At 35.1% G+C, this 22,136-nt stretch carries 23 protein-coding genes; 14 read left to right on the top strand and 9 right to left on the bottom strand.

Going from position 1 to position 22,136, the window contains the following annotated elements; all coding sequences use genetic code 11:
- Positions 1-821 (bottom strand): hypothetical protein (locus KO464_08480; protein MCC7573410.1); only part of this gene is annotated, 821 nt, incomplete at its 3' end.
- A complete protein-coding gene (locus tag KO464_08485; protein ID MCC7573411.1) occupies positions 821-3,451 on the bottom strand; it encodes a phosphoenolpyruvate protein kinase in 2,631 nt (876 codons plus the stop codon). The genes KO464_08480 and KO464_08485, both read right to left, overlap by 1 nt.
- 126 nt (positions 3,452-3,577) lie before the next feature.
- On the opposite strand from KO464_08485, the gene KO464_08490 reads away from it, so the two are divergent.
- Positions 3,578-4,816, top strand: a complete 1,239-nt coding sequence (locus tag KO464_08490; protein MCC7573412.1) for an Nre family DNA repair protein — start codon at positions 3,578-3,580, stop codon at positions 4,814-4,816.
- 45 nt (positions 4,817-4,861) lie between these two features.
- Positions 4,862-6,142 carry a UbiD family decarboxylase gene (locus KO464_08495; GenBank protein MCC7573413.1) on the top strand — a complete coding sequence of 427 codons (1,281 nt, stop codon included), beginning with the start codon at positions 4,862-4,864 and terminating at the stop codon, positions 6,140-6,142.
- Position 6,143: 1 nt separating this feature from the next.
- Here the strand turns inward: KO464_08495 and KO464_08500 are convergent, their stop codons facing one another.
- From KO464_08500 to KO464_08515, 4 genes are read right to left on the bottom strand one after another with little or no spacing between them, the layout of a single operon-like run.
- The gene (locus KO464_08500; protein MCC7573414.1) at positions 6,144-7,013 is read right to left on the bottom strand and encodes a DMT family transporter; all 870 of its coding nucleotides are present in this window, start codon (positions 7,011-7,013) and stop codon (positions 6,144-6,146) included.
- A 4-nt stretch (positions 7,014-7,017) separates the two neighbouring features.
- A complete protein-coding gene (locus KO464_08505; GenBank protein ID MCC7573415.1) occupies positions 7,018-7,872 on the bottom strand; it encodes a hypothetical protein in 855 nt (284 codons plus the stop codon).
- Between the two features lie 34 nt (positions 7,873-7,906).
- A complete protein-coding gene (locus KO464_08510; protein ID MCC7573416.1) occupies positions 7,907-8,323 on the bottom strand; it encodes a CoA-binding protein in 417 nt (138 codons plus the stop codon).
- 1 nt (position 8,324) lies between these two features.
- A complete protein-coding gene (locus tag KO464_08515; GenBank protein MCC7573417.1) occupies positions 8,325-9,476 on the bottom strand; it encodes an aminotransferase class I/II-fold pyridoxal phosphate-dependent enzyme in 1,152 nt (383 codons plus the stop codon).
- A 71-nt stretch (positions 9,477-9,547) separates the two neighbouring features.
- Here KO464_08515 and argC point away from each other — a divergent pair, with 71 nt between their 5' ends.
- Both argC and argB read left to right on the top strand, forming a co-directional pair.
- Positions 9,548-10,591 (top strand): N-acetyl-gamma-glutamyl-phosphate reductase, encoded by a 1,044-nt coding sequence (argC, locus tag KO464_08520; GenBank protein ID MCC7573418.1) that lies wholly within the window; start codon positions 9,548-9,550, stop codon positions 10,589-10,591.
- 9 nt (positions 10,592-10,600) lie between these two features.
- Positions 10,601-11,440, top strand: a complete 840-nt coding sequence (argB, locus tag KO464_08525) for an acetylglutamate kinase (protein MCC7573419.1) — start codon at positions 10,601-10,603, stop codon at positions 11,438-11,440.
- Here the strand turns inward: argB and KO464_08530 are convergent.
- On the bottom strand, positions 11,435-12,121 hold the full coding sequence (locus KO464_08530; protein MCC7573420.1) for a TIGR00289 family protein: 687 nt from the start codon (positions 12,119-12,121) through the stop codon (positions 11,435-11,437). The genes argB and KO464_08530 overlap by 6 nt on opposite strands.
- Positions 12,122-12,171: 50 nt before the next feature.
- Between KO464_08530 and KO464_08535 the strand changes: the two genes are divergently transcribed.
- From KO464_08535 to KO464_08550, 4 genes are all read left to right on the top strand, one after another.
- Positions 12,172-13,644, top strand: coding sequence for a DUF4350 domain-containing protein (locus tag KO464_08535; GenBank protein MCC7573421.1), 1,473 nt, complete (start codon positions 12,172-12,174; stop codon positions 13,642-13,644).
- Positions 13,620-14,255 (top strand): stage II sporulation protein M, encoded by a 636-nt coding sequence (locus tag KO464_08540; protein MCC7573422.1) that lies wholly within the window; start codon positions 13,620-13,622, stop codon positions 14,253-14,255. The genes KO464_08535 and KO464_08540 overlap by 25 nt, the downstream gene beginning before the upstream one ends.
- A gap of 59 nt (positions 14,256-14,314) precedes the next feature.
- Complete coding sequence (locus KO464_08545; GenBank protein ID MCC7573423.1) at positions 14,315-15,382, top strand: mechanosensitive ion channel family protein; 1,068 nt, start codon at positions 14,315-14,317, stop codon at positions 15,380-15,382.
- 73 nt (positions 15,383-15,455) lie between these two features.
- On the top strand, positions 15,456-15,734 hold the full coding sequence (locus tag KO464_08550) for a hypothetical protein (GenBank protein ID MCC7573424.1): 279 nt from the start codon (positions 15,456-15,458) through the stop codon (positions 15,732-15,734).
- Here the strand turns inward: KO464_08550 and KO464_08555 are convergent, their stop codons facing one another.
- The gene (locus tag KO464_08555; GenBank protein MCC7573425.1) at positions 15,735-16,244 is read right to left on the bottom strand and encodes a deoxyuridine 5'-triphosphate nucleotidohydrolase; all 510 of its coding nucleotides are present in this window, start codon (positions 16,242-16,244) and stop codon (positions 15,735-15,737) included. It lies immediately after the preceding gene.
- A 49-nt stretch (positions 16,245-16,293) separates the two neighbouring features.
- Here KO464_08555 and KO464_08560 point away from each other — a divergent pair, with 49 nt between their 5' ends.
- Complete coding sequence (locus KO464_08560) at positions 16,294-17,118, top strand: class I SAM-dependent methyltransferase family protein (protein MCC7573426.1); 825 nt, start codon at positions 16,294-16,296, stop codon at positions 17,116-17,118.
- Here KO464_08560 and KO464_08565 read toward each other — a convergent pair.
- A complete protein-coding gene (locus tag KO464_08565; protein ID MCC7573427.1) occupies positions 17,115-17,408 on the bottom strand; it encodes a hypothetical protein in 294 nt (97 codons plus the stop codon). The genes KO464_08560 and KO464_08565 overlap by 4 nt on opposite strands.
- Positions 17,409-17,553: 145 nt before the next feature.
- On the opposite strand from KO464_08565, the gene KO464_08570 reads away from it, so the two are divergent.
- The 5 genes from KO464_08570 (at position 17,554) to KO464_08590 (ending at position 22,072) form a co-directional block, all read left to right on the top strand.
- Entirely contained in the window at positions 17,554-18,108 is a 555-nt protein-coding gene (locus tag KO464_08570; protein MCC7573428.1) for a hypothetical protein, read from the top strand.
- Positions 18,095-18,748 (top strand): protein-L-isoaspartate(D-aspartate) O-methyltransferase, encoded by a 654-nt coding sequence (locus KO464_08575; protein ID MCC7573429.1) that lies wholly within the window; start codon positions 18,095-18,097, stop codon positions 18,746-18,748. The genes KO464_08570 and KO464_08575 overlap by 14 nt, the downstream gene beginning before the upstream one ends.
- Positions 18,736-20,160 (top strand): B12-binding domain-containing radical SAM protein, encoded by a 1,425-nt coding sequence (locus KO464_08580; GenBank protein ID MCC7573430.1) that lies wholly within the window; start codon positions 18,736-18,738, stop codon positions 20,158-20,160. The genes KO464_08575 and KO464_08580 overlap by 13 nt, the downstream gene beginning before the upstream one ends.
- Entirely contained in the window at positions 20,144-21,136 is a 993-nt protein-coding gene (gene dph2, locus KO464_08585; GenBank protein MCC7573431.1) for a diphthamide biosynthesis enzyme Dph2, read from the top strand. Before KO464_08580 ends, dph2 begins: the two co-directional genes overlap by 17 nt.
- A 78-nt stretch (positions 21,137-21,214) precedes the next feature.
- A complete protein-coding gene (locus KO464_08590; protein ID MCC7573432.1) occupies positions 21,215-22,072 on the top strand; it encodes a hypothetical protein in 858 nt (285 codons plus the stop codon).
- The last annotated feature ends 64 nt before the right edge of the window (positions 22,073-22,136 follow it).

The raw sequence follows: 22,136 nt of genomic DNA on the forward strand, positions 1-22,136 counted from the left end.
GACTGCCTTTTTCCATCTCCACTTGTAAATGGAAGCTTGACGTTTTTTATTATCTTGGCTTCGACTTTATGTAATTCTCCTTTTTTATCAAATAGCTCCATTCTAAAAGAATGGGGGCTTCCATCTTCATTGTATTCTGTGTTAATAGTCGCTTTCATTAAAGGAATATTCTCTCCACCAATATAGATGAAACCTGCGTCGACTTCACCCTCTGTTACTATGAGTTTTGTTACATTTAGAGCAAGCTCTTCAGAGAATTGACATGTTAGCCATATCCACATCTTGGGCGCATTCCAGTCTCTAGTTCCCCAGGAATGATCCCTTTCCCCTAAGCCAGAAATAAGATAGTTATTGTCTCCAACTTTAAGTTCGCCAGTAGCTTTACCAAACTGCTCTAAGTGTTCAGATGCAACTGATTGGGATATCTTTTCTTTAAATCCACTTACACATTCCCTGTAGTCAAAGATTTTGTTTAATGACTCAAAATCAAAGCTAAATGAAACATTAACAGGTTGTTTATTTGAAAAGTTCAATAGTTTTCCGTCAAAGGCCAGATTCCATTTCTTTTCAGGTTCAATCTTAGTGAATTTCAAATTTTTAGCAGATAGAATATCATTTTCGTACATGTCATCTTCTTTAAGTCCAATATATGGGCCATCAGGCAGCATAAAAAAACAGAACATATTTTTTAAAGGCTTGTTAGGTTTAAGGCCGATTCTCATGAATGCGCAAATGTCGTTTGCCTTGTCATAAAAGCTAAAGTAAAAGCTCTCATTCCATTCAACGTGATCCCCTTTTGGATGGACTATATCAGTATCCATTATAATTCCTCCATCAAATAGATAACTCCCTCATTACCATCAATCTTTACTTTTTGACCATTTTTGAATATTTTTGTAGCATTGCTAACTGCCGTCACCGCCGGAATTCCATATTCTCTTGATACAACAGCACCATGGGATAGTATGCCGCCAGTTTCAGTTATGAGGCCAGATATCTTAGAAAAGACTGGAGTCCACCCAGGGTCGGTATTGGAAGTAACTAATATTTCTTCATCTCTTACGTTAGGAAGCTCCCTTATAGATTCGACGACTCTAATAATTCCAGACGCTATACCCGGGCTTGATGAAGTTCCTGTCACCTTAAGTAAATTATCCTGTATTTCTATCGTGTCATCAAACTCTACATTACCTTTCAAAAACTTTGGCGGCAAAATATTCTTGTACTTTTCAAACTCTTCTTTCCTTTTGTTTATTGTATCTTTATCAATTATGAGATTGCCCTTTGAAATATCGAATATTTCTTCTTTTGAAAAGAAAAATATATCCATCTGTGAATCAACAATACCCCTCTCTAAAAATCTTCGGCCGTATTCCATGAAGAGTCTTCTTTCTCTTGTGAGCTCATGATCAAGATAAAATCTTTGATTTTCTCTGAATATTAGGTATCTCTGGGCATAGTTTAAAACTTTGGCAAATATTGGCTTTTTAATAAATCCATTTTTTGTCTTTGAAACTGCTTGAATTATCTCAACTTCAGCTTCAAGCCTTTCTTCTCTTTTCCTCTTTTCAACTTCCTCCAAATCTACTTCAGCAGAATCAATAAGGCTTTTCAAAACTTCTGTCACAAGCGATGGATCATCTATCCACCTTGGGTAATAAATCTCTCTGGTGTGTGAACGGTGGCCGTAGTCACTCATGAACTCATTGAACTTATAATAAAATTCCCTCAAGTCCTCATCCTTATCAAGGCATTTTAGAAATTCAGAAGAAGGCAGTTTTTTAATGAGCGCACACACCTTTTCATCATTTTTAGCTTCTCTGGCAAGCTTTGTTATGGCAATGTTTGTCACTATAGTTTTGTTGTCGGGGAGGCCAGTGATCAATTTTGAATATAATAATCCCGATTTATCTCCAAGCCAATCAGTTAACCATCTTTTAAGAATCAAATTTGATCCTATGCTATGCGTCACCATTCCATATCTAATCAGTCGGTTATGTTTTAGGAACTTCTCTCTTAGTTTTACAAATTCATCATGGAGCTCTTCACTATTTAGCTGCTTTAAATTGATCTTATCAAACTCTTTGATATAGGACAAATAGTCGCTTGCCCATTTCATATATGCGCCATCAGTTGTTGATATTTTTCCATCTGGGTCCAGAATAGCGACCCTAATCTCTGCAAGAATTCGCTTGAATAGTTTTGCATCGGCGTTAGCAATTCTTTCTTGATCATTTTTAGGGAAGTAATTAAGTAGTTCCTTTGTCCTTCCAATCTTGGGATTATATGTAAAAACATCTTCTAAGGCCTGGGCATTAAAATAAACATGACCTTTGTGCAATCTCAAGAGATCCTTACCTCTTAACTCTTTATAGCCCATAATTTTGGCGCCTTCCTTGAAAACATATTGTGACAGATTTTCCCCAAGGAGAGAGAAAAATAGAGGCGAAGTAACATCAGCCCAATATTCATCAGAATAACCTCTAGTCCAAAGAGTTTGGTCTTTTTCAATTGTTGTAATCCCTCTTGACTGCAGAATAAATACATCTTCTTTAGATACCGCCCATTCAATATCTTGTGGCGCTTTAAAATAAGATTCAATCTTCTCCCCTAGATTTGAGATATATATTATCTCTTCATCTGTTAGGGATGGTAGCATTTTCTTCGAATCTTCAATCTCTGATGTTACACTTCCTTTATCTGATAAATATATGCCCTTAGACTTGTTACTTATCTTTCTTTCAATAATCTCTTTTGATTTTTTTTCTAAGGTGAATCTGTCTGGGCTTACAACACCAGAAACTATAGATTCCCCAAGGCCCCAGCTTGACTCTATTACTATCTTGTCATTATCGCCTGTTATTGGGTCTGCTGTGAACATGACACCAGCTGCATTTGCATTTACCATGCTCTGTACCACTACAGCCATTCCACCTTCAAGATGAGAAATATCGGCATTATGCCTATAATTAATTGCCCTCTCATTCCAGTAAGACGCCCAACAAAGCTTGATGTGCTCTATGACATCTTCTGTTTTTATATTAAGAAATGAGTCTTGTTGGCCTGCAAACGACGCCTCAGCGAGATCCTCTGCTAGGGCAGATGAACGTACCGCCCATAATTCAATCTTCTTGTTTTTTGAGAGTATTTTTTCTATCTCTTTTGTAATGGACTTATCGATTTCGCCAGACAAAATAAGTCCCTGGATCTTCTTTGAAGTAACAACGACACTTTTTTTGTAATCATACTTTGTATCTTTGAGAATTTCAGATATTTTTTCCTTGAAATTATTGTCAATAATAAATTTTTCATAGGCTTCAGTTGTTACAACAAATCCATATGGGACTCTAAATCCTTCGGCATCTAATAAAGATAAATTCAATGCTTTGTTTCCAACTGATTTAAAATTGTTTTGCTTGATATCAGAAAATTTGAGTAAGAAACCTGACATATAACCCCTTCTTTTTTTAATCGTTTTGTTATTATATTTATATAACTTTGTTTTTTCTAACTTAATTAAAATTTATCCATTATTTATTTCCAATAAAAATAAATAACTGACTCTACTATCCTGTTTATGCATGCTCCAAAAACTACTCTCTGTACGGTATGCAGGGGCCATAAAAAGCTCTGTGGTAGAGAAGTATGTCCAATAATGGAAAAAAAGAGGATTAGGGAGTCTATAGTTCCTCTAATCAATAAGGACATATTTGGAGCATCCCCTTCGGCATTTTTTGTCGGTGACTGGAATTACCCTAAGGTGTTAGTGGGTCCATTAGTCCCTCCCGTTCATGAAGGTACTGAAATATTTGATTTACCTGAAGGTTGGCATGGGAAAGAGCTTGATGAAATAATAAAATTTAGGTCACTTCTTGTTAGATCAAAAGAATTCCTAAAGGTTACAGATGCTAGAAATCCGAAAGGATACTTGGAGAAAAGTCAGGAAATCGTCATGTCAAAAAAACCTGTGGATGTTGAGCTAACGCTAAAAAAGGCTCCTCACTTTGCTCTTGAATTCTCCCAGTTTTCTCCACCAACAGGGCCATCAGGTTTTGTTGAGAGCTTTAATATAGCTGAAAATCCTAAAGTTCCGAGAGTAGTTGATAAGATTCATTCTGATGACATTAAGGCATCTAAAGGAATATCCCTGCTCTATGATAAAGATATACCTGTTTCTCACATCTCAAAACTATTGTCTGCTGGTCTTCTAGGGGAACAAAAAAATAGAAAACTTGTTCCAACAAGATGGAGTATCACAGCAACAGATGATTCACTTTCAAAGTTTCATCTGAAAAAAGTAAAAGGTCTTCCAGAAATAAATAGATTTGAGGTGTATCATGATGAAGACGTTGGAAACAGGTTTGTAGTCATTTTATTTCCCTCTATGTGGTGCTATGAATTTCTCGAGTGTTGGCTGCCCGGGTCATTGTTCTTAGAGAGCTCACTTTCTCCAAATGTGATCTCAGATTACGAACTATTTGATGGTAGAAAAGAATATGCATCACTTACTGCAGGCGCATATTATGCTGCTAGATTTTCAGTGACTGAGCATCTGTTTGGGGAAGGTAGGCAGGCAGGGGCATTGGTCTTCATGGAGGTACACCCTGCATATCACACACCTGTTGGTGTATGGAGGGTACGAGAAATTACTAGAACAGCGTTGGAAAAAAAGCCTGATTCTTTTGATACAGAAGAAGAGGCGCTAAAAAAAGCGTCAGAGATTCTATCTCTTCCTTTTGAGAAATACAGAGAAAAGAGCAAAATATTAGGATTTAAGCACAGGCAGAAAACTTTACTTGACTGGATTGCTTCATGAGAAAGGCTTTTATCCTTTTTAATCGCTGATATTCTAGGTGCTTTTATGGATATTAGAGACTTTATTTCTCATGAAAAAGATATTATTAAAGTCGATAGAGATTTAGAAAAATATGAGATGGCAAAAATCGTTCATGAGAATCCAACTAAAATATTACAGTTTAAGGATAAGGGTTTTGACGTTTTTTGTAATATTTGGTCTACAAGGGATCGCGTGGCAAAATATCTTAAACTGGACAAATCAAAACTTCTTTTTTCACTGAAAGATGCTATGGATAAACCAACGCCCTACAAAATTGTTGACAAAGCCGCATTTCTTGACAATGAAATTAAGAATTTTGACCTCAGAAATATTCCAATTCAATATCACTATCCCAAGGATGGCGGCCCGTATGTTACATCGGGCGTCGTTTTTGTAAAAGATGAAAAGGGCAACAGAAATATGTCTTTTCACAGGATGATGGTCACAGGGAAAGATACATTTACAATAAGGATAGTTCCAAGGCATCTTTTTGCCATGTACAATGAGGCCAAGACAAAAGGAAAGGATTTAGAGATTGTCCTAGTGATTGGATTGCCTCCATACGTTCTATTGCCTGCCGCGATGTCCATATCATATGGCATAAATGAACTTGAAATTGCAAATACTTTAAAGAGAATGGGCATTGGAAGTGAGCTTACTGCTTATAGATTTTCTAACGGGATAGATATCCCAACATCTTCTCAGTTTGTTTTTTGCGGGAAGATTACTCTAGAAGAAGGAGACGAAGGCCCGTTTGTGGATATTACAGGCACCTATGATTTTGTTAGAAAGCAGCCTATTGTAAAAATAGAAAAAGTTTATCAAAATAAAAATGCATTTTTCCATGCACTTATGCCTGGCGGATATGAGCATTTTCTTTTGATGGGCATGCCAAGAGAGCCTATAATTTACGAGGGTGTATCAAAAGTTGTCCCAAAGGTCTATGGAGTTAGATTGACCGAAGGTGGAGATTGCTGGCTTCACGGTGTTGTATCAATTAAAAAGCAAAAAGAAGGCGACGGCAAGAATGCCATAATGGCCGCCCTTGGATCTCATCCTTCAATGAAAAGAGTTGTTATAGTTGATGAGGACATTGACATTTATTCTGATACAGACGTAGAATGGGCAATTGCAACAAGATTCCAGGCAGATAAGGATTTATTAGTCGTTAATAATGCCGCAGGATCAAGCCTTGATCCTTCCGTTAAAGGTGATGGCACTTCTGCAAAGATGGGAATTGATGCAACAATGCCTCTAAAGAATAATGAAGGATACAAAAGGGCAATTAATTTTCTTAAAAAATAATTTATTCCTTTTCTCTTATGATAATTAAGATGGCTATCAAAATCAAAGCCCCTCCAATTATTGTACCAGGATTAACAGTTTCTTTTAATATCAAATATGCGAGAATACCTGCCAATACGCCTTCTGATAACACTATAACAGAAGCCTTAGTTGCTATAATATGTTTCAATGCAATGCTGTAAAGTAGGAATGATCCAGCGGTACATAAGAATCCTAATAGAAATAACATAGAAAGTGAGAATGGGGTAAGTATATCTGATCCTGAAAAGAATGGCGACATTAGGATAGTTGCAAAGATGAAAAGCCATAGGGTAGTTGTGAGACCGTCATATTTCTTGCCCAGAGCCCTTATGCTTATAGTATAAAGTGCCCAACCAAATCCCGAAAATGTTGACATGACATTTCCGTAGAAGTTTGTGGTGACGTTTATAGTAGAAATGTCATAATAGAATATAATAAACCCACCTGTAATACCGATCAATACAGCAATAGCTATTTTTTTTGAGGCTTTTTCTTTTAATAATAATGCAGATATAACGAGAACATAAAGAGGTGCCATCTGTTGTAAAAAGACAGTATTTGCAATTGTTGTAGTTTTAAGGCCAACTGTATAGGTGTAAATTGTGAAGGACAGCAATATTGCAGGGACTAAAAGATAAGGCACATCCTTCCACTTTATTTTGATGTTTGATGATTTTTTTGTTAAGATACCATAGACCAATAATACTATTGATGCAAAAAGGAATCTATAGGCAACTATCATTCCAGAATTTACTTCAGGTATCCACCTAACAGGTATGCCTATAATGCTCCATAAAATGACTGCAAAAAAGGTGTAGGATACACCCAGATAATTTTCCTTAGCGTCCATTAAATCAAATCTTTTTATTGCTACTTTTCTTTTTTAGGTATAAGACATATCCTAACAACAATGCTAATATTAAGGACAGATACAATGACCAAGAAGGAATGGATTGTTTAGATGTTCCCTCAAGCCAGGTAAATAGATTTTTTGCAAATTCTTTGTTGTCCTTATCAAGTATTTTTCCATTATCAAAAATAAAGGAACTTCCTATTACTGCGACCTTACCTTTACCTTTTTCTGAAACTGCGGCTACAATGACATTTTCTCCCCCTAGAGGTTCACTTCCAAGGGCAAAGGTATCATTGTCGCCCCTTGCTATTGCGATGGCATTCTCTTTTAGCTCAAGAGAAGCCGGCTTGTACAGTATAATGGAATCTATACCTTCAGTTGTTGGATGCTTTGCTAGATTATGGATTATTGGAGTGCAACTGCATCCTTGTCTGTTTGTAGGGTCATCTGTTCCGTTTTTCATTACTCTGATTCCAAAAGGTTCAAGAAGCGAATTAATAGAATCTCTTGTTGATTGAATCATATCCATTTCATGCGAAGCCAAAACAAGAATACTCCCGCCATTTTCAACAAATTCTGTCAGAGCACTTATTTCGTCACTTTCTAAAGGATTATTTATGTTCCACAAAACAACTATATTTACGCCTCTAAGAGTATCATCTGTAAAAGATGCAGTGCTAACTTTGCTATCGAATCCTAAAGAGGATAGCTCTTGGGCTAGGAACTTTCCTGTCCCTTCTGGATCCCCCCACCAGTTGTCTGTGTCATGATATTTATCAATCAATATAGTTTTTTCTGCCGAAACAAGATTTAAGGACAATAATAAAATCACTACTATGGGAACATATTTTTTCATAAAATTAAATCCAAGATTCAATTTATAAGCATTTTTAATTAGTTTTTTTGCTCTGCTCAGCTTCAAAGAATCTCCTTTGCGCCATGATGCAGTTGTCATAGACAACTTGGATATCGTTGTCCTTACAAAATATTATAGCTTCTTGAGACTCAGAGCCAGGTTGCATCCAAACTTTTGTTATTCCAATTTCTTTACATTCTTTGACTATCTGTTCTGTAATATGTGGGGGCACCACAGTATCGACAACATCAATTTTGACAGGAATCTCAGAAAGTGAATGGTAACATTTATCGCCCTCCACAGTTTCAGCCTTGGGATTAACAGGTATGACTTTGTATCCGGCAGCCCTCAAATCTCTGTAGATTATATTCCCATATTTATCTCTGTTATCTGACGCTCCAACTATTGCTATAACATTTTTCTTGTCAAGAAATTCTTTAAATTCCAGAATATCACATCCTCTTAATTACCTTTTCAATTCTGTCCATCGCTTCAGAAAGGTCGCTCTGAGGGACATCGGCAAATGAAAATCGAACATATCCATCCCAGTCCTTTCCAAATGAAATCCCTGGAACACATAATACCTTTGCCACCTTCAATAAGAACTTTGCAAATCCTAAAGAGTCTATTTTGTAAGAAGAAACATCTGAAAAGGCATAATAAGCTCCTTCAGGAAGATTTGATGGGAGACCAATCTCATTCAATCTCTTTACAACAAAGTCCCTTCTTTTTCTATACTCCTCAGTTGTAGCTTTGACAAAATTCATTGAAGTTTCATCGTTTACAGCTTTTAGTGCTGCGACTTGGATGAAGTCGGGAGCACTTACAACTAAGCTGTTGTGTATAGGCAGAATATTATTGATTATGTCCTGCGTGGAATGCATGTAGCCTATCCTCCAACCCGTCATTGAATAAGCTTTTGAAAATCCAGAAAGTGTTATGATATTATCCTTTCCATATTTTGCAATGCTTTCATGCTTCTTTTCAAAAACAATGTAATCATAAATTTCATCTGAAATTACAAGAAAATCTTGATTCACAGCCATATTTTGAAGCTTCTTCAACTGCATCCCATCATAGATTTTTCCTGTAGGGTTGTTTGGCACATTAATAAGCAATGCTTTTGTTCTTTCATCGATTGAATCTTCTATAGCCCCCATATCGAGCGAGAAGTCACCTTCTTTACAAGGAACTTCAATAACATCTGCCCCTACAAACTCCGACATTATCCTAAAAAATGGATGTGAGGGCGTGGGAATTATTACTTTATCTCCTTTTTCTAAATAACTTAGCAGAGATATTGATATTCCTTCACTTACTCCAACAGTTACAAGGACCTCTTCAGGTGTGGCATCAATTTTATTGTAGTCTCTCATCTTGTTTGCCAGAGCAACTCTCAACTCTTCAATTCCACGAGAAAGGGTGTATTTTGTATGGCCCTCATCAAGAGCCTTCTTTGCAGCGTTAATAACTGGCAAGGGTGTCTTAAAGACGGGTTTTCCCTGCCCCATGTTTATAAGACCTTCTACTTTTTTAGCAAGTTCATTCATTTCTTCAATGCCTGATAATTTTATCTTTGAGACTCCAGATGCAACTTTTACCATACCTGTTACTTAGTAAAAATTATATTTAATAATATCGGTATAACCTTAAAAACAAATCATATTTAGTTTTAATCATGATAGCAAGTATTATTGGCGCTACAGGCTATACAGGCGGAGAAGTTTTGAGACTTCTTCTGAATCACAATAAAGTTGAAATTGGAACGCTGACATCTGAAAGCTATGCCGGAAAAAAAGTTTCTGATGTCCATCCAAATCTCACTGGATTAGTTGACCAGAATTATGTGGCTTTGGACATGAACAAGATAATAGATGAATCCGATATTATTTTTGCAGCGCTGCCGCATGGTGCATCAAATGAGATTATCTCAAAAATTTACAAAGCAAATGAAAATGTTAACCTGATAGATTTAAGCGGCGATTTTAGATTCGATGATCTAGGTATCTATGAAGAATGGTATAAAATAAAACACACAGATCCAGAGCTTAATAAAAAAGCAGTCTTTGGATTGCCTGAGTTATATAAGGAGAAGATAAAAAAGGCCAAGCTCATAGCAAATCCAGGATGTTATCCTACAAGTGCAATTCTTGGCTCAGCACCTCTTCTGAAAAATAAACTTGTTAAGACAGATGTAATTGTTGACTCAAAGTCGGGAGTTTCAGGGGCTGGGAAAAAGCTCACCGCTAATACTCATTTTCCAGAAGCCAATGAAAATTTTTCAGCATACGGAATAGCTACCCATAGACACTCTCCAGAAATTCAACAGGAAATGGAAAAACTTTTTGGGAATAAGGTAAATCTATCTTTTACTCCCCATCTAGTCCCGATTAACAGAGGGATATTGACTACAATTTATATGACTTTCAATAATTTTATGGAAACAAAAGACGTGATTGGTCTTTATCGTGAATTCTATAATGACTGCCCATTTGTTAGAGTTTTAGATGAAGGCAAATTCCCACAGACCAAAGCAGTTGCAGGCTCTAATTATTGTGACATAGGAATAAAATCAGATAAGAGAACAGGAAGGGTAATAGCAATTTCTGCAATTGACAATCTTGTCAAGGGAGCTTCAGGGCAAGCTGTACAGAACATGAATCTTATGATGGGTTTTGATGAGAAAGAGGGCCTAAAAGTTGTACCTTTATATCCGTGAGGCGATTAAATGTTTGAAGATCTCTATAATAATCTTGAAGATATTAAAGAACTGAAGGATAAATTGATTGTGATAAAATACGGCGGCCATGCAATGAAGGACGAAGAGCTAAAAATGGCTTTTGCTAAAGATATTTCTTTGATTAAATCTCTTGGAGCTTCCCTTGTTGTAGTTCATGGAGGAGGCCCTGAAATAACAGCAATGCTCGATAAACTTGGAATTAAATCAGATTTCTATAAAGGCCTTAGGATAACTGAAAAGGACGCCATGAAAGTTGTTGAGATGGTTCTGCACGGCTCTGTGAATCGGGAACTTGTTTCTCTTATTAATAACGAGGGCGAATTTGCAGTTGGACTTTCAGGAAGGGACGGCAGCATAGTGCAGGCAAATAAAAAATTTGTTGACGGAGTTGATCTAGGCTTTGTTGGTGAAGTTAATTTTGTAAACACTTGGCTTTTGTGGACTCTCATAGACGAAGGATATATACCAGTCATTTCTCCAATAGGAGAAGGTGAGAACGGAGGATATAATGTCAATGCAGATGAATTTGCCTACTCAATTGCGGCAGCGATGGGCGCTGAAAAGCTATTGCTAATTACAGATGTAGACGGTATATATCTTGACCCAAATGACCCATCAACTAGAGTTCCTCTTTTAAATGAATCAGATGCTAACACCATGATTGAAAATGGGAAGATATCAGGAGGGATGATCCCAAAAGTTCTTTCATCGATTTCTGCCTTAAAGGAGGGAGTGGGAGAAGTACACGTGATAAATGGAAAATCAAAGCACGTAATCCTTCAAGCATTAATAAATGCTGAAAGCTGTGGGACAAGACTCACATTATGATTTGTCTTCAAGACTAATAGACTCAATTACTAGAACGCCATTAATTTTTTCTATTATTTTTCTTGATTTTTCTACAATAAGCTTCTTTTTGAATATCGGAGCGTCTGTTACAAAAGTTTCATACTCGCCGCCCTCACCAGCTATGTGCACCCCATATCTTTTATTTAAGATTGTTAATTTCTCTAATATTTTTTCATCAATTACTTTGCCAAGAAAAGATTCATCAAGGCCGAGGGCAGATACTGAAACTATAATGACTTCAAAGTTATTTTTGATTAAGGATTCCATATATCCTTTAGTATCTGTATTCCATAAGGGGGCATAGTGAAGTATTCCGTAATGGTCAGCAATTTTTTGTATTCTTTCTCTCTGGTAATTTGACTCTATTGCACCTGTTATCACACCATCTATTTCTTTTTTTTTTACAAACTCACCAATTATATTATGCAATTCTTCAACTTCCTTTTCCTTTTCACCTTTGACTGATTTTTTAACTAAAGGAATTCCCATAGCTTCGGCCTGAAAAGAAGTAAAAGAGATATTGGGGACATGAAACATGTATGAATCATCTCGTTCTGACTCTAAAGAGAGCAGACAAACAACTTCGTGACCTTCTCTTATAGCAAGATATATGGCATAAAGAGAGTCTTTTCCGCCCGAAAATAGGGATAACATTCTCATAATTCAACTAAACTCAAAAAATTTAAATACTTTCTGTCAATCTAAGAGTTATGAAAAAGATTTTTGCGTCCTGTATTTTTGGGATTATAATTCTATCTATCTTCTCACCTCTAATTTTCGCTGAAAATGAGAATATTTTGTTTTATGGAAAAAGCCTTGGGAAGATTGAAGATTCGATTAAAGTTAGTTATAACATCACTAAAACTCAAGAGCTTCCTCAAAATCTTTCCCAATACAAGACTATTACGATAATAACTCCCGAGAGGGGCATCTCACCTGAAGAAGTAACTAGGATACTTACCTTCGTGGACAATGGCGGGGCATTATTGATACTAGCTGATGATTTTACTGAGGCAGGTTCGATATCCCAGATCAATCGTCTTTTAGCATCTTTGAACATTGAGGTGAATGTAGATCGAGTATATGATGACACAAGTTTTTCTAATTATAATCAAAATGTTTTGGTGGAAGGTGACGATAACTATGCCCCTTCAAAAGGTGTATCTAGACTTCTTTATGTTAGCGGCTCAAGTATCAAAGGAAACTTTGATCGAGAGTTAAAAAGTAACATCACTTCATATTCAAAAAATTATGACGGATTTGAAACTTATAGAATGGGGCAAAGGCCGCCTGTTTCGGGATTTCTCAAGTACGGAAACGGTATGATTATAATCGTTGGGGATACATCTCTTTTCCAAGATAAGTATGTAGTCCAGGAAGACAACGCTCTTTTTGTCATGAATCTATTTGACTTTGCATTGGGAAATTCAAACGCGATAGATCAGAGGATTCAATACAAAGAAAATTATGATCAAGAGGCTATTTCATTTTTACCATATTTTGATTCCATGAAGAATAGAGGATTTTCTGAAATTAAATCCAATGAAACTAATAGTATTACTTCCTTAATCCAGAAAGCTCAGAGTAGCTATTCTTTTGGGCTTTACAGAGAAGCATATACTTCTATCTCTCAGGCAAATAATCTTTTGGAAACTCAAATGAATTCTATCAATGATGATTTTAATGAAAAACTTCAGAAGGCAAAGAACTTGGAGAGTGAGGCAAGAAGTAAAGGGGTAGCAGTAGCTGATGAAGCATTATTCAACGAGGGAGTTTATTATACAAATCAGGCCGAAAAGGAAATTAGTCTTACAAAGAGAGTTGAGCTTATTGATAAGGCCATTGAAATACTTGATAAATTTGGCCAGGGCGATATGCAAAGAGCTAAGATAGAAATAGATACAGCCGATAGTAGATTAAAGGAAGCAAAAAAGACTTTATTTTATGAAAATGATGTTCAAAAAGCAGATGAACTCTTAACTGATGCAAGAAAGCTTTTCAATCGAGGGAACTACTCTGACGCCCTTTCAACAGCCGCGGAATCACAAAAATACTCGGAAAGAGCCATAGAAAAATACAATATATTTAAAATCATACTCGGTCTTGGTCTTCTATTGGTTGCGTTGCTGCTTATGATTATCACAAAGAGGATTTTAGCATGGAAAGCACAAAAGGAAAAATAACTTCTTTTTACAAAAATGAAGTTTTCTCAACAATAAAAGAAAATGAAGCATTGGTATTTATATCTCTAGGATTATTCCTTCTAGGGTCTTTTTCTGGATTCTATTTATTTAAAGTTATTTTGAGTAACAATCCTGAAGTAATTGACATCTTTTTAAAGGAATTTCAGGACACGCTTGGGCCATTAAAGGAGATGACCTCCCTTGAATTATTTTTGACTATATTTTATATTAACACAAGAACATCCTTTTTGATAATGTTGCTTGGAGTTTTTGTTGGATTGTTTCCATTTATCTCGCTATGGATGAACGGAACAATATTAGGCCTCTTTTATGGCAAATTTATGGCAGAAGGCGGAAATACTTTAGTCTTTTTAATGGGAATACTGCCACACGGGGTGATCGAAATTCCGGCCATTGTAATAGCCGCGTCCCAGGGATTTAGGATTGGAAAAGAGATTATTTCTCCGCCAGTAGGCAAATCAAGATCTGAAGCTCTTAGATATAACATAAGGAGAGGACTAAAACTATTTGCGATAATAATCCCTCTGTTACTAGTTGCTGCTTTAATTGAGGTATACATCTCTGCATACCTCTTCAATGCAAATCTATGAGTTAGTCGTTATATTTATAAAAGATTAACTTTTTTGACTTTAAGCGCAAGGTGGATAAAATGGACATAAATTCTTTATTCTCACAAACTTACTTTGATAATACGATTGTTTCTTACTTAATTTTCTTTTTAATTACTGCAGGTTTTGTAATTGTTGGAAAGATATTATATTATTTTTCAAAGACTATCCTAAGAAAATTTACAAAGAAAACACAAACTAAATTTGATGATATCTTGATCGATATGGTAGAGGAACCGCTCCTTATATTTATCGTAATTTTAGGATTGAGAGTAGGGTGGGGATTTTTATCATTTCCTAATTACCCCATGATTCCCACATACTATGGCCATATCCTTTACATGATTATAACTTTAAACGTTGCTTGGTTTATATCAAGATTTTTAGATTCTTTGATTGAGAACTATCTTCTCCCTCTTACGCAAAAAACTAAAACTGATTTAGACGACCATCTCTTGCCGATAATTAGGAAAGTTATCAGCGTAATAGTATTTGGAATAGCAATTATAACAATATTGGACGAATTTGGAATTGAAATTGGTCCGATGCTTGCTGGTTTAGGAATTGGAGGGCTTGCATTTGCTCTTGCATCAAAAGATCTTATAAGCAATTTATTTGGGTCAACTACAGTATTACTTGATAAACCTTTTTCGCTAGGAGATTGGGTAAAAATTGGAGATTACGAAGGATTTGTAAGAGAAATTGGTATAAGAACAACACAAATTGAAACTTTTGAAGGTTCATTTATTTATATTCCAAACTCTAAATTCACTCAAAGTGAAGTAGAAAATATTTCTAGACGCTGGGCAAGAAGAATGAAAATGACAATTGGACTTACTTATAATATGAACTCTGAGAAAATTAAAAAAGCTAAAGAACTTATACAAGAAGCCATTGTTTCAGAAGAAGGTACATCAAAAGAGAAGATTATGATTAATTTCACAGAATTTGGTGATTTTTCTAAAAATATAATGGTAATATACTGGGTTACAGACACTTCAAATTATTTCAACATAGTTGATAGCATCAATTTTAAGATAATGGAATCATTTGAAACTCATAAAATTGAATTCGCCTTCCCAACACAAACAATTGAATTAGTCAAATAATTTATTAGATTTATAATAAATATTCATGAAAATAGACGGAAATTCTTTTAAAGGACTAAATCGATTTCTTTTCATGGATGACAGAGAAGAAAACTACCGACAAGAGGAAGAATATCAGAGTGCCGGTGCTGAAAAACCTTTTGACATTGTTCACAATAATATAGGTGAAACAGTGAGTCTAGTTCTAAAGGACGGCAGAAAAATAGATGGAACCTTAGCAGGTTACGACTTAGAGCTTAATCTAGTAATGGAAAATGTCAAAATCTTCCGTGGCGAAGATTTTAAAGAAAAGGGTTTAATAATAATCAGAAGGAACAATATTCTTGCAATTGGGGACCATATTTTAACTTGATTATATATTTTCTTTTAGGAATATCCCATTGTACAAAGATCCGTCTGTCAATGTTCTCATGAATACTAGTTGCAAAACCCGTGCATCCTTAAAAATTTTTATGCCATTCTCATTATATACTGAAAGTAAAGACTCACTTCTTCCGCTATAACCTCTATCCCAAACAGCAGTTCCAACATTTGCACCACATCTTAAGAGAGTTGAGCGTGGCCTTCCCAGAGCCACTATATTTGGCGGAATATTGACAATTTCATTGTACACTATCTTGTAAGAGCCTTTTTCAAGAAAAACATAATCATCTACAAAATCTATTTTCTCTGTTTCAGAAAGCTTTCTTTTTTCATTGCTGAAATCTACAGCTCCACCAGAAACAATATTATGCACCTCTCTAACAGTCATATCAAATCCGTTTGGAGTAATCTGGGTGTCTAAATCTATATAATTCTGAACAAGATTATTTTTTGATACAAGGCTCCTTATTTCATTTCCTGTAAGAACACAACTTTCCATAACTATAATTAATTGAAAACCTTTTATGTATTTTGGATTAATGACTCATGTGGAAGATCAAAAAATAAAAGAACTTAGAGAAAAACTAATCACTAAGATACCTGAGTTTGATGTAAAAAGAATAATGAAGAGTTACGAGCAACTTGGGGATATTATAATTCTATCAATTCCAGAAGAGTATAAAGGATTTACAGATTTCATAGGAAATAGTTTTTATAAGAGCTTCGAATGCCAAACTGTCATGGAAAAGGGGTATGTATCCGGAGAGTATAGAATTCCTTACTACAATAAGATCATTGGAGATGGATTTGTTACAATTCATAAAGAAAATGGAATACTCTATAAAATTGATCTATCTAAAGTTATGTTTTCAGCAGGCAATATATCTGAGCGTATCAGGATGGCACATGTATCCTCCCCTGAAGAAGTGATAATTGACATGTTCTCAGGAATTGGCTATTTCACATTACCTCTAGCAAAATATGGGAAATCTAGAGTGTGGGCATTAGAAAAAAATCCCGATAGTTTTGATATTCTCTTAGAAAATATCCGCTTGAATAAACTCTTGGGTAGGGTTACTCCAATTAATACTGACTGCCTAGATTTTAATCCAGAATTCAAAGCAGATAGAATAATAATGGGTTATTTCTCAGACGATGAGAAATTTTTATTAAAGGCATTAGATATGGTAAAGGACGGCGGTATAATCCATTACCATAATACTATACATGAAAAATCTGAACTGTCTATTAAAGAAAATATTCAAACTATTCTGTCTAAAAAAGGAAAAAAGTTAGAGCCAATTTATTACAGGAAAATTAAGAAGTATTCTCCCGGCATATGGCACATTGTTTTTGATTTCAAGATAAACTAATACATTTTTCTTCGCTTGAGATCGTCAAAGGCACCAGAATAAGTCTGTCTTTCTTGGGCAACTCTGGCCTTTTTTATCATTTCAAGAATTATTCTCTTCTCTTTTTTTATTTTTCTCTCTCTGGCATCTATGTATAATAATACTAAACCAAGAATAAAAATTGTGACAATAATCGTTGAAAGCGTCAGAAGCATTGTTGGATTATCAATTAAACTGAAGTATATGGAAAAATAACCACCTAACATTAATCCTAGGCCTATTATTGATAACCCAATTATCCTTTTTATCATTAAGAATCTCCGATTATATTTCTATCTTCTTTTAAGTTTTTATAATTTATGGTAAAAATAGATATATATTTTTAAACTAAAATTTGATTAATCAACGCTTTATTTTTCCGATAACTATTTTAAAGACATGATATCCATATAGATTGTGTGTAAACATTCAGATTACGAAATCCTTAAAAAAAGGGGAAGGCAAGAACTTAGAAAATGTAATGTATGCGGCGAAATATTTCAAACTGTCATTGATAAAGAAATCTTAATTAAAGTCAATGCTGTAGTTTCCTACTTTGAGGAATCAAAAAAGATGCTATTTTTTGCGCCAGAAAATAAAATATTTGAAGTTGGAGAATTAATAGAAATCAATCAGAAGAAATATTTTGTTAATCATATTGATGGTAAAAGAAAAACTGATTCTGCACTTGCCAAAGACATTAACACACTATACATCATACCAGAGAATATTCCGGCCGTACTTAAAATTACTTTAAGAACGAGAGACGGCCATCTTTCACTCAGGGCCTTTGCGGATAGAGATGAAATATTTTCTAAAGGTGACAACATTACTATCAATCAGCACGATATGATAATTGAAAAAATATTGGCTCTAAATGGGTATGAGCCTTCAGCAAAAGCTTTTGATATAAGAAGAATATACTGTTCACAGTCCTCTAAAAGCGGAAGGAGTTTTGATGAACCTAAGTGACGAATCAAGAGTTAAAATGGTTTCTTATCTAGAAAAAATTAATTATGTAAAAAGTGAGTCTGTAAAAAATGCTTTTTTAAAAGTTGATAGAAAAAACTTTGTTCTTGAACACTTAAAAGACGAGGCATACAAGGACACACCACTTTCTATTAATTGGGGCCAGACCATTTCTGCACCTTCAATGATAGCGCTCATGCTTGAAGTTTCCGATCTAAAACCTGGGATTAAAACTTTAGAGATTGGGGCAGGCTCAGGGTACAACGCCGCATTAATTGCTGAGATATGTGGGGAAGAAAACGTTATTACAATAGAAAGAATCCCTGAAGTCTTTGTCTTTGGATTAGAGAATCTAAAAAGAGCCTGCTATAAAGTCAGGGTGATTCTTGGGGATGGCACAAAAGGATATGAAGAAGAAGCGCCATATGATAGGATAATTGCGACTGCAGCAGCACCAGAAATTCCAAAAAGTTGGAAAGATCAATTAAAAGAGGGGGGCATGATAATAGCTCCAGTAGGTAAAGAGAGATATTATCAGGAACTTCTAGTATTAAAAAAGAATAGCGATGGGTCTTTCGATACTAAGAAATATGGCGGATGCATATTTGTTCCTCTGGTAGGAGAGGAAGGGTGGAAAGAATAATGAGATTCACTGAGTATGGCACTATTAAGAAAAAAGCCCACAATAGATTCGCCTTAATATACCCCGATGTGTATCGTGCTGGGAATTCCAACTTGGGACTCCACTATGTCTATAATATAATTAATGAGAAGGATGGATTTTTAATAGAAAGATTTTTCTCAGACTTTGAAAGGTCGATAGAAACCCAAGATATGTTAAAAAATTTCAAAGCATTATTATTCTCATTAAATTATGAATACGGTATAATTAATCTACTTAGAATTTTGAAAAAGAACAATATTCCGCTATTGCGAAAAGACAGAAAAGATCACCTAGTCATAACAGGCGGACCACTTAATGTGAATCCTTTCATATTAGATGATGTTTTTGACATTGCATTCATTGGTGATGCTGAAAGGTCTTTAGTTGAGTTTTTAGATATTTATCTGAGCCTTGAGAATCCTAAAAAACAGATAGAAGAATTTGGTAAAATAGAAGGGCTTTACATACCAGAGATCCATAAGGAAAACAGGATCAAAAGAAGAATAGAAAAGCTTGAGTATCACCCACTTTATGAGCCAATCCAATGGGGGGACTTTGAGGAATCGTTTAATAAAACATTTCTTTTGGAAGTATCAAGAGGATGCAGAAACAGATGCTCTTTCTGCCTTACAGGCAATGCTCTAGGCCCATATCGCGAGAGAAGCAAAGAAGAGTTAATCAAAATCGTAAAAGAGGGACAAAAGAGAACTAAGTTTGAGAGGATTGCTTTGATAGGCTCAGATATGCCTTCATCTCTTGATGAAATTATAAAAAGTTTAAGTGAACTTGGGTTTCAGATTTCTCTGCCTTCCTTAAAGCTTAGAGACATTAATGAGAAAACTATCCCTTTGCTTGGGCAAGAAACTATTACTTTAGCTCCAGAATCCTCTGAGCAGATGAGGGCGAAAATAGGAAAATTCTACAAAGACGAAGAGTTCTTTGAAAAAATTAATTTGATAAAAAAATACTCTAAATCTGTAAAACTTTACTTTATTTTCGGGCTCCCCGGGGAAGAACAAAAAGATTTAGATGAGATTATAAATTTTATTAAACAATCGAGAAAGATAATAAGGACAAAATCATCATTCAATCCATTTGTCCCAAAGCCACACACACCTTTTGAGGATCACATATTTGATTTTGCCGAATTAAAGGAGAAGATGAAATACATTAATGCAAATATAAAAGATGTTAAGATAGAAGACTTAAAGAGCGCATTTATCCAGTATGCTATTTCCGTTGGAGGAAGAGACGTCGGCAGATTTATTATAGAAGCAGTTGAAAATGATAGCAATATCACTTACTCCTCATTTAAAAAAGGCATTGAGAAAAATGAGATAGAAGTTCCATCTAAAGAAAAGGAGTGGAAGAGAATTGAAGTATCAGTTTGATTTAGAGCCACTTTTAAAAAAGTTAAAAACAATAGGGGTAAAAAGAGTAGGATTAGTCTTGCCCGAAGGCTTGAAGATATATGCTGACTATATCTCTAGTGAACTAAAAAAACAAGGATATGAAGTAATAATTTCGGGAAATTTTAACTATGGAGCGTGTGATGTTCCTGATCCTAGCTTTGATGATATATGTGACTGCTTGATTAATTTCGGCCATGCTCCCCTGCCAGTTGAAAGTAGTATACCCATGGTATTTGTAGAAGTTGATTTTATTTTCCCATATATGGAAATCTTAAGAGATAACATTGATTTGCTTAAGGGGGAAGGGAAAAGAGCAGGGCTTGTATCAACTGTAAACTATGTTAAGGAACTCCCAAAAGTAAAAAAATATCTAGAAACTGAAGGATTTGAAGTGTTCATCGGAAAAGGGGATAACAGAGTTGCATATGCTGGCCAGGTATTAGGGTGTGACTTCTCATCTGCTTCCAGTGTTTCTGACAAAGTTGACTTTTTTATTTTTGTAGGGGAAGGAAGATTTCACCCATTAGGTGTTGCAATATCGACTGAGAAGAAGGTCTTTGCTTTTGATTGCGATGGAATTTATTCTTTAAATGACTACAAGGATAAGATCCTAAAGGAAAGATTTGGGGCAATCTTTAGAGCCAAGGATTCTAAGAAGTTTGGAGTAATAGTTTCATCGAAAAAGGGACAAAAGAGATTGACTCTAGCAAAAATACTAAAGAGAAAGATAGAAGATTCTGGCTTTTTTGCCGATATTATTTTGATGGATGAAGTTACACCTGATAAGCTCTATGGATTTGATTATGATAGTTTTGTTGTCTGCGCATGCCCAAGAATTGGAATTGACGATGCAAAGAGGTACAAAAAACCTTTATTGACACCAAAAGAGCTGGAGATTGTGCTTGATGGAAAAGAAGATTATGTTATGGATGAAATAGATCAAGATGATTTTTAGTTTATTGACGGCATTGTCAACGGTATTAACGAAAAGTTTTAAATAAGATTAACTGGAATTTTACACTAAGGTGTAACTATGAATAAGAGATATATTTCTTTAAGTATAATATTAATATTAACTATTGGCACGTTGCCAGCTCTTTTTGGGCAAACTGTGGCTAATGATTGTTATCAAATAAAATTAATTCAATCTGATACTAAAATATTGAATAGTCAAGATAATCCAGTTAGGTATGATATCCCAACTGTTTACTACGATTGTTACTATTCTTTGTTCATAGAAGGTAATATAGGATGTGCTGAATGTAATCCTACATGGGAACTTGCTATTATATTTAAAGACTTACCTCAAGAGTTATCTGCATTCCTAGATGAATATTATGATTTAGAAAATAATGAGATCATATGGACTTTTGATGAATGCGGTTCTGTTGAGGAGAAAATAGAAGATTTTCCTGGGACTTTATTATATTTTGTAGATTACATTGAAGTTAGGAATACGGGCACTTGCACAATGGAATACTCCTGGGAACTTTTTGCAAAATGCCCATGTGAGAAAGGAAAGCAAGCACTTTATCCAAAGGTTGACATTGAAGGATTTGCAGTAAGTGGCGGAGCAACAATAATAAAGGACGGGAAGATTGTTTCAGCCTTTAATATTGCACCTGGAGTGCAGCAAACAATGATTCAAGTAGAAAATAGAGGATTCTTCACACAAAATAATGTCAAGGTAAAGGTCATGGGATTACCAGAAGGTGTAACTATGTCCATAACACCAGACACTCAAAAGATAAAAGCACACAATCTTGGAACTTACCAAGCCACTTTTGAAGTTGGACCAAATGTTCCTTCCGGTACATACAAGATTACTATGATGGCATATTCTGACAACGGAGTGTTTGACACGATACAGGTCGATCTTATAGTACCTTAAACTAATTTTATTTTTTAAATTCTATTTTTTTCTATCAGAAACACTTATAAAGAGATTTTAGCCC

Source organism: Methanofastidiosum sp. (genome assembly GCA_020854815.1).
Lineage (GTDB): Archaea > Methanobacteriota_B > Thermococci > Methanofastidiosales > Methanofastidiosaceae > Methanofastidiosum.